Source organism: Pseudoalteromonas sp. TB64 (assembly GCF_000498095.1).
GTDB lineage: Bacteria > Pseudomonadota > Gammaproteobacteria > Enterobacterales > Alteromonadaceae > Pseudoalteromonas.
Window position 1 is genome coordinate 1 of sequence record NZ_AUTQ01000022.1, and the last position, 8,028, is coordinate 8,028.

The window sequence follows — 8,028 nt, forward strand, 5'->3', positions numbered from 1 at the left end:
CGAGCCTGCTGCTACAACAGTACCAGCACCTTCATTTCCAACTGGTGTTGCTTTACCAACACGCGTTTTAAGTGATAGCATAAACTCAGCTGGAACATCAGCAGTAATTATAGGGTTTTGATCGTTACCAGACTGTACAGCGGTAGACATATCAGCAGCACTGAATAAAACCCCTAAATCAGATGGGTTTAGTGGAGCCGCTTCAATACGAATAACAACTTCATCGGCACCAGGTTGTGGTATTTCGATGTTTTTCAAAGCAAGTGTTAGTTTATTATCTTCGCTAATTGTTGAAGTAAGTTGGATGTTTTTATCGCTCATTTGGTTAAACTCCTGCAAGTGATTAAATTAATTGAGCCAATAACTTTATTGCATTGGCTATTGTTTAGTTAGGTCAACACGCCTTAGTTAGCATTTGCCGCTTGAATCTGTATTTTTACTTTTTGAAGAAACTCAGGCATATTTGCTAGGCGATCAGCCTCTACTTTTTTAGCGAGAGCAGTTTGGCTTATAGAATCATTCCACTCTTTCATTCCTGGTATTTCTGCAAGTACGTCCCAATCAAGTTGGCTTGCACCAAATGCGCTAACGATAGTATTAACGTAATAAACGTAAATATCAGCCATTGAAAATTGCTCACCTGCAATCCAAGGTGAAAACTTACATAAGCTACTTAATGCAATAACGCCACGATTTAATACTTGTCGTACTTCGGCTTTCAGCGATTCGGGAACTTCAGTACCTGAAAACACAAAAGGTATTAATCGTCTGCTTGGCAGTTCAAAATAAAGCTCAGCTATTTTCATTATTTGACGAACAACAGCACGTTCACCTGCATTTTCTGGATATAGCGCAGTGGCGGGATAAGTTTCTTCAATAAAGTCACAAATTACACTCGACTCTGAAAGATTAAGACCTTCAGACGTAGTGATAGCAGGGACTTTACCTACTGGGCTGATTGCTAATAATTCTTCGCTACCACCGTAAATTAGGTTTTCTTTAAATGGCAGTTCTTTATATAAAAGTACATGTTTCACTAGGTTGTAATAGTTACTAGCGGCAAAACCGTGCAAAGTAATCATAAATCAGTTTCCTATCATTTACGTAAAGGCTATTTTTAATTGCAACAAAAGTGCAAATTAAAGTCCCTGTATTTAATACGCTGCAACAAGTCTGGGTTGCAATGTTTATGCTAAATACATTATTACCTGTTTTAATTTGATTATATATAGGGGAAAATACCAATCACTTTTGTTTTTAAAACAATAATAAGAGCTGTCAAAAATTTATTTAATGGAGAAGTTAGTTGGATCAACTACGGGCAATACGGTATTTCAGTAAAGTAGTCGAAACGGGTAGTTTTACTAAAGCTGCGAGTGTATTCAATGTGCCGCCATCATCATTATCTAGGCGAGTTGCTGATCTAGAAAAAAGTTTAGGGGCAACATTACTAAAGCGTTCAACACGAATCGTTAAACTGACCGAAGTAGGGCAGATTTATTATAACGACATGCAGCAAATATTAAATCACCTAGAGCAAAGTAATGAAACAGTTCGTAGTTACCAAACAACGCCAATGGGGCGTTTGCGCATAAGTTCGATGGTGGGTTTTGGCGAAAAAATATTACTTCCTTTGTTGGATGAATTTAGCCTGTTATATCCAGAAATTACATTAGATGTCAGTTTAAGTGATGAACTATCAACACTTGGACGTGACGATGTGGATATTGCTATTCGCGGAGGGTATGCTCCAAACGAGCGCGTGCTTGCAATAAGGTTAATGGATAATGGGTTTATTCCTGTCGCTTCACCCAGCTATTTAGAAAAATATGGCATGCCTTCTAATGCGATGGAATTAAAACAGCACAATGGTCTTTATTTTAAAGCACCATCGGGACCAACCCCTTGGTTATGCAATATGAAGGGGCAGTGGCATGATGTTTCCGGACCCGCTGTCGCTATTTCAAATAACGGACCATGGCTTGCAAAAAAAGCTTGTAACGGTGAAGGTATTTTAATGTCTACTCGATGGGCGTTAGCTTCATATCTAGAATCGGGTAAGTTGCAAGAGCTTAAATTTGAACATGAGCTCGCTATAACTCAACACTCTAATATGGCAGTTTATTTGTTGTATCAAAAACAGCGCTACTTAGTGCCAAAAGTAAAAGCAGCCGTAGACTTTTTAGTGCAAAGAATAAAAGTAGAAAATGAAATTAAGAAAAGCGAATAAAGGTTAGCGACACGTGAATCAACTTTGGTTTGTATTCGCAAACATCTAAGCTATCTTTAATAAACACCATTGATGAATATTATTTAGCTTCAATTAGTCGCAAAATCTCAGTTTGTGTGACTCGAATAAAAAATTTAAAAATGATATATGTTAGCTAATAAAATAATTGATAACTATTTTCGTTTAGATTACTATGTACATACTAAATGTAATGAGAGTGGTTTGTATTCATGTATATTTGTCTATGTCATGGTGTGACCGATAAAAAAATTGAGCAAACAATTGACGATGGTGCAACAACCATGCGTGAATTAACTAAAGAGCTTAAAGTGGGCAGCCAATGCGGTAAGTGTTGTGGTTGTACTAAAAAGATCCTTAATCGCAGACTTATTCAAATTGCAGATGTAACGGATCAAGTTGCTTAATTACATTTTAAAAATTTAAACATAAAAAAAGCAGCCAAGGCTGCTTTTTTTATGTTTGTTACTTTTACAGTTGAGACTGCAAGTAGTTTTCAATACCCGTATTTTTTATGAGTAATTGTTGGGTTTCTAGCCAATCAATCTGCTCTTCTTGTTCATTTAAAATATGATCAAGTGCTTCACGAGTAATGTAATCTTTTTTGCTTTCAGCAAGTTTAACTGCACTACGTAACTCATCAATAGTATCGAGTTCAAAACCCATATTGGCAGCAATCATTTCTTCGCTATTTTCACCAATACGTAATCGACCTAAGTCTTGAAGATTTGGTAACCCTTCTAAAAACAAAATACGTTCGATTAAGCGATCAGCATTTTTCATTTTTTGAATTGATACTTTGTAATCTGCTTTATCTAGCTGAGTAAAGCCAAAATCTTTAAACATACGTGCATGTAAAAAATATTGGTTAATACCTACAAGTTCGTTAGCAAGTATTTTGTTAAGCGCCGCAATTACGTCTTTATCGCCTTTCATATTATATGCTCCTACTAAGCCATTTGTGCTTGATGATAATTTCCAGAACCAATTTTATCAATTAAGCCAAGTTGTTGTTCTAACCAGTAAACATGGTCTTCTTCGGTATCAAATAATAGTTTTTCTAAAATGGTACGAGACTGATAATCTTGTTGCTCTTCACATATTGCGATTACGTCTTTAACACAGGCAACTACTTCTAGCTCAAGTGTTAAATCGTTTTGCATCATACTTTTTACATCGTTACCGATGATTAAATCACGACGTTTAGTCATGTTTGGCACACCTTCTAAAAACAAGATGCGTTTAATAAGCCAATCTGCGTGATCTTTTTCTTCTTCCATTTCGTGGTTAAGGCGCTCGTATAGCTTATTTAAACCCCAGTCGTCATACATGCGCGAGTGTATAAAATACTGATCGATTGCCGCTAATTCGTTAGCTAACAATGTATTAAAAGCATCGATTACTTTTTGATTACCTTTCATGATAAACCACCTTAACAATTTCAATTGTGCACAGTGTATTATAATTAGCTTGTATTGCAAGTTTTTCTATAAAAATCATTGCGTTACTATTGATTTTGATTCTTATTTAAGTTTGCGTTATTGCTTGGTTTGTGAACAATTTTGTATTTGTATTAGCATCTAAAAACTAATCGTGATCTATAGGATAAAAATGAGGATTATTTATGGGGAGTGTTAAAAATACAGGCATGTAGAGCACGCCTGTATTTTACGTATTTATTCGTTAAAATTGATATTTAGCACCTAAAGTAGCCGTTGTGCCTAATCCTTTAATGTTATATCCACCGTAGGTGTAAGCCTGTGCGCGGGCAGGGTAGTAATCGCTATTGAACAGGTTTTCTATACCAAAATATCCACTCCATTGTGCGTTAACATTGTATTGGCCACTTAAATTAAACATGTTGTAGCTACTAACTGGACCTTGATCCCCTATGTACTGACCTTGTTCATTTTTATCAAAACGTTTTCTGTCGCCTACATATAAAAAACTCATCGCAAGTGATAGCTTATCATTTGTTTGCCACGTTAAATTAGCAGTGGCTTTAGGTGGACTAATTTGAGCAGCCCCTAAGTACTCATCAGCTTCAGTGTTTTTACCTTCAACATAGCTATAAGTTGCGCTTAGTTTAAGATCTTGCGTAATAGTGTAGTTAACTAACCCTTCGTAACCCCATATTTCTTGTGGTGCGCGTACAGGTTCGTAAACACCCGTTATTTCATTATATTCACTACTTGTACCTAGCTCAGAGGTGCTTCTGTAAAGTGCAAATTCAAAACGCACGTTTTCAAACTGTGAAGTAAAACCAACTTCGTAATTATCAATTATAGAAGCTTGTGTTTGAATTAGCGCAATATCCTCAACGGTTGCTGCGCGAAGCAAACGACCTATATCTGAAATGTCAGAGCCCTGTGAATAACTAAAAAATGGGCTAAATGCATCTGTTAAATTGTATTTAATACCAGCGTTATACGTAGTTGCATCGTAATCAATAGTGTCTCCACGTACACTTAATGGCACTGAACATTGAGTGGGAGTACTACAAAGTTTTAGTGTTTGATAGTCACTCACGCTTAAATCAATGCTTTCGTTTCTTACACCGACTTTTAAAATAATATCATCGTTTATTACCCACTTTGTTTGTAAAAAGCCAGCAACACTTTGCATGTCCATCTCTGGTACCCATATACGACCATCGACTAAAGGTTGCGATGTTTTATCGTTTAGGGCATCAATTCCATAAATTAAAGTCGCGGTTACGTTTTCAAAATCAAACTGGCTATTAAATGTGGCTCTTGCGCCTTGTTTGTCTGATTTAATAACGGATTGACCCCCAGTGTAACCTTCATCAAGGTTAGCTAAAGCGGTGGAGTAGAAGAACACATTTTCTATATTTTGCTTATATAAGTCGAGTGTCATTTGTGTGTTTTCAAACAATGCGTAATCAACATATTTTAAAGTTATATTTTCGTTGCCTTCAGGTCCTTGCGGTTTACCTTGTTTTTGAAGCGCTGTTGGGACGTGTGTAGCGTATGTTTTTTCACCTATATTGACATTCCCAGTTACATCACCTAAATCAGTTTTTTGCTGTGACCTATAAAAATTATAGCTAAACTGAAGTTGTTTATCATCGTCAAAATCGTAACTTAGTTTGGTAAAATAATTTTGTGTTTCTGAGTCTGATAAACCATATTGCAAACCTAAAATATCGCCTTCGGCGTCGCGTTGTACGCCGTTTTCTTCATAACTTGCCGTTAATAGGTAGCTAAGCTTATCGAGCTTACCGTTTACCGCAGCCGATATTCTGCCACCGCCACTCTCTGCTAATTTAACAGCGCTAAAGCGACTTGAAATACTAATCTCTCCTTCAGGCTTTCCATCACTGCGTGCTTGTTTAGTTATATAGTTAATAATACCGCCCGAAGCACCATTACCATAAATTGAGGTAGCACCTTTTATTACTTCAATGCGTGCTATTGCGCTGGCGTCTAACGTTTTTACACCTAAAGCTCCATTGCGAAGAGGGGTTGATTGCGGTACACCATCAATCATTATTAAAGGAGCTCGGCCGCGAAGTGTTTGCCCCGAATTGCTTGAACTACCTGTACCTGGTGCAAGCCCAGGAACCATTTGCGCTAGTAAGCTCCCCAGTTCTGAACTTACTTTTAAATGCTGTTGTATTTGTTGCTGATTAATAACGGTAATAGAGGCGGGTACTTCATCAATGCTCTCTGATATACGACTACCAGATACAATGACATGTTCTAACTGATCAGAAGTGTATTCATTTTTATTCTTTTCATCTGCTAGCGTGTTAGTACTCATTGCAACAGCAATAAGGCAAAGCGAAGTTTTTAACATGGAAAGTCTTAGTTGATAATAATTTACGTAATGGTAATTATTATCAACTAGCGAATCAAGTGTTAATGAGATTTATTTCCATTTATGTCGTTTTAACCAAAAATACACACCGCTTACAATAAAAAACGCTAATGAAAGTGCTATTAACAACCATAAAAATTGCACTACAGGCCCTGCAAAATCACCTATGTGAAATTTATACTTAAAGTTCCATACTTGCGTTGTAAAATTAGTTTTACTGGCATCAAATGAGTTTAATACTTTACCAGTAAACGGATCTGTCCAAACCCAACTATAAGCATGGTTTTCGCCAGGGTTTTGCATTCTCAGTGCAATTGCATCGTCATCTTTTTTAGGTAAATAAACTCTATATAGCTTGCCATCAGGGAATATATTTTCAGCATTTTTAATTGCTTCGTTATAGTTTAAAGCAGCTTGAGAGGGGTTTATTACTTTTGGTGCTTTAGGTCTTTGTTCTACTTTGTTAAATGTTACAAATTCTAATACAGACTGAGTTTGTGTTTTCCAATTAAATGCCATACCAGTAAACGCGATAAGTACGAGGGGTATAAAAAAATATACACCAAGCACTGTATGCAATTGGTACATCAATACTCTAAATTTAGCTTTTGGTTTTATAGCTAAACGTTTAATTCTGTTTTTAGGTTTTACCCATAAATAAAAGCCGAAGAATACATTTATTAAAAGTAGTAATGCACACACTGACATCCAGTTTTTAAAGGTTTTATTACCGTCACTATCTTCAAATAAAAGCCAACGATGCAATCCCATCGCAAACCCATAAATAGTATCGGTAGAATCGTAGGTACTTAATACAGCCCCAGAGTAGGGATTAACGCTGGCATAGTTTTTATCAGCTAATCTAAATTGCCAAGCCATATTAGCGTTTTGCTCAGGCATAAAAAAAGTGATTTTTTGCTTAGTTTGATCTTGTACACTTTGTATAAGCTCATCGTAATGCATTGAAGTAGCTTGCGGTATTACTTGCCATTTTTCAGGTTCTATTAAGTGCTGAATGTCTTTTGCGTAAATCATAACAGCACCCGTTAAGCTCACTATTAATAAAAATAGTCCGCTAATAAGGGCAAGGCCTAAGTGAATTCTTCTTAACCAGAGTTTCAACAACAATATCTCAACGATGCGTTTAATGTCTTTTATTGTAAATGATAATACGAGCTGTTTTCAATTAAATAATTCAGTTGTTAAATATATGACCAAAATCATATTTTTTGATTTTCGATTATGCAGTTTTCAATATTAAAATGGTCGTGTAAATAATGCTTAATAGCTTCTAAATCTATTTGGTTTTGCGTGTTAATAACTAATTCACAGTGGGTGGTTTTATCGTCGAGTTGCCACGCTTTAATACTAGCGACGTGTTGTATCTGGAATTTTTTAATTAGTGCTTTAGTTACAGCTGCATTATCAAAATGTGAGGGAGCGGCTTGCATTAAAATTTTACAGCTCTCCTTGAGAAGTAATACGCCGTGATAAATAACATAAACAGAAATTAAAATTGTCGCTATTAAATCAACTATATACCACTGATATAAAATGATTAAGGTACCCGCTACAATTACAACAATAGACGCCATTGCATCAGATACATTATGAATAAATGCAGCTCTTATATTCATACTGTGATTTGCGCCAGCTCTGTACGTTAAAAACGCTGTTACTAAATCGACTACTAGCGCTATTGCTGCAACCCAAACAACAATCCAACCATTAATTGGCTGGGGATTAAAATAGCTCGAAATAGATTCGAAAACTAAATACACACCAATTATTATTAATGTACTGCTATTAAAAAGAGTAGCGAGTATTTCGGCTCGTTTATAACCAAAATGATGGGTGTCGTTGGCAGGTTTATTGCCAATCTTGCGTGCTACTAAAGCAATAAATATTGCAGCCGCATCGCTTAAGTTATGCAGTGCGTC

At 36.1% G+C, this 8,028-nt stretch carries 8 protein-coding genes and 1 pseudogene; 2 read left to right on the top strand and 7 right to left on the bottom strand.

Annotated elements, in window-relative coordinates:
• Both L647_RS0100740 and L647_RS0100745 read right to left on the bottom strand, forming a co-directional pair.
• A pseudogene (locus tag L647_RS0100740) lies at positions 1-321 on the bottom strand (NADH oxidase); the annotation flags it as partial.
• Between the two features lie 83 nt (positions 322-404).
• Positions 405-1,082, bottom strand: coding sequence for a glutathione S-transferase family protein (locus tag L647_RS0100745; protein ID WP_024609511.1), 678 nt, complete (start codon positions 1,080-1,082; stop codon positions 405-407).
• A gap of 224 nt (positions 1,083-1,306) precedes the next feature.
• Between L647_RS0100745 and L647_RS0100750 the strand changes: the two genes are divergently transcribed.
• Both L647_RS0100750 and L647_RS0100755 read left to right on the top strand, forming a co-directional pair.
• Complete coding sequence (locus L647_RS0100750) at positions 1,307-2,230, top strand: LysR family transcriptional regulator (protein ID WP_024609512.1); 924 nt, start codon at positions 1,307-1,309, stop codon at positions 2,228-2,230.
• 230 nt (positions 2,231-2,460) lie between these two features.
• The gene (locus L647_RS0100755) at positions 2,461-2,655 is read left to right on the top strand and encodes a (2Fe-2S)-binding protein (RefSeq protein ID WP_002960627.1); all 195 of its coding nucleotides are present in this window, start codon (positions 2,461-2,463) and stop codon (positions 2,653-2,655) included.
• Between the two features lie 64 nt (positions 2,656-2,719).
• On the opposite strand, the gene bfr (L647_RS0100760) is transcribed toward L647_RS0100755, so the two are convergent.
• From bfr (L647_RS0100760) to L647_RS0100780, 5 genes are all read right to left on the bottom strand, one after another.
• Positions 2,720-3,184: a bacterioferritin gene (gene bfr / locus L647_RS0100760; RefSeq protein WP_024609513.1), complete on the bottom strand. Its 465-nt coding sequence runs from the start codon at positions 3,182-3,184 to the stop codon at positions 2,720-2,722.
• A 14-nt stretch (positions 3,185-3,198) separates the two neighbouring features.
• On the bottom strand, positions 3,199-3,669 hold the full coding sequence (gene bfr, locus L647_RS0100765) for a bacterioferritin (RefSeq protein WP_024609514.1): 471 nt from the start codon (positions 3,667-3,669) through the stop codon (positions 3,199-3,201).
• A 262-nt stretch (positions 3,670-3,931) separates the two neighbouring features.
• Entirely contained in the window at positions 3,932-6,067 is a 2,136-nt protein-coding gene (locus L647_RS0100770) for a TonB-dependent receptor (protein ID WP_024609515.1), read from the bottom strand.
• Positions 6,068-6,139: 72 nt separating this feature from the next.
• The gene (locus tag L647_RS0100775; RefSeq protein ID WP_024609516.1) at positions 6,140-7,210 is read right to left on the bottom strand and encodes a PepSY-associated TM helix domain-containing protein; all 1,071 of its coding nucleotides are present in this window, start codon (positions 7,208-7,210) and stop codon (positions 6,140-6,142) included.
• 98 nt (positions 7,211-7,308) lie between these two features.
• Positions 7,309-8,028 (bottom strand): cation diffusion facilitator family transporter (locus L647_RS0100780; RefSeq protein ID WP_024609517.1); only part of this gene is annotated, 720 nt, incomplete at its 5' end.

Bases quoted from the DNA above. Each gene is read 5' to 3' on its own strand.
- L647_RS0100745 (WP_024609511.1), bottom strand. From the start codon at position 1,082: ATGATTACTTTGCACGGTTTTGCCGCTAGTAACTATTACAACCTAGTG.
- bfr (WP_024609513.1), bottom strand. From the start codon at position 3,184: ATGAAAGGCGATAAAGACGTAATTGCGGCGCTTAACAAAATACTTGCT.
- L647_RS0100755 (WP_002960627.1), top strand. From the start codon at position 2,461: ATGTATATTTGTCTATGTCATGGTGTGACCGATAAAAAAATTGAGCAA.
- bfr (WP_024609514.1), bottom strand. From the start codon at position 3,669: ATGAAAGGTAATCAAAAAGTAATCGATGCTTTTAATACATTGTTAGCT.
- L647_RS0100770 (WP_024609515.1), bottom strand. From the start codon at position 6,067: ATGTTAAAAACTTCGCTTTGCCTTATTGCTGTTGCAATGAGTACTAAC.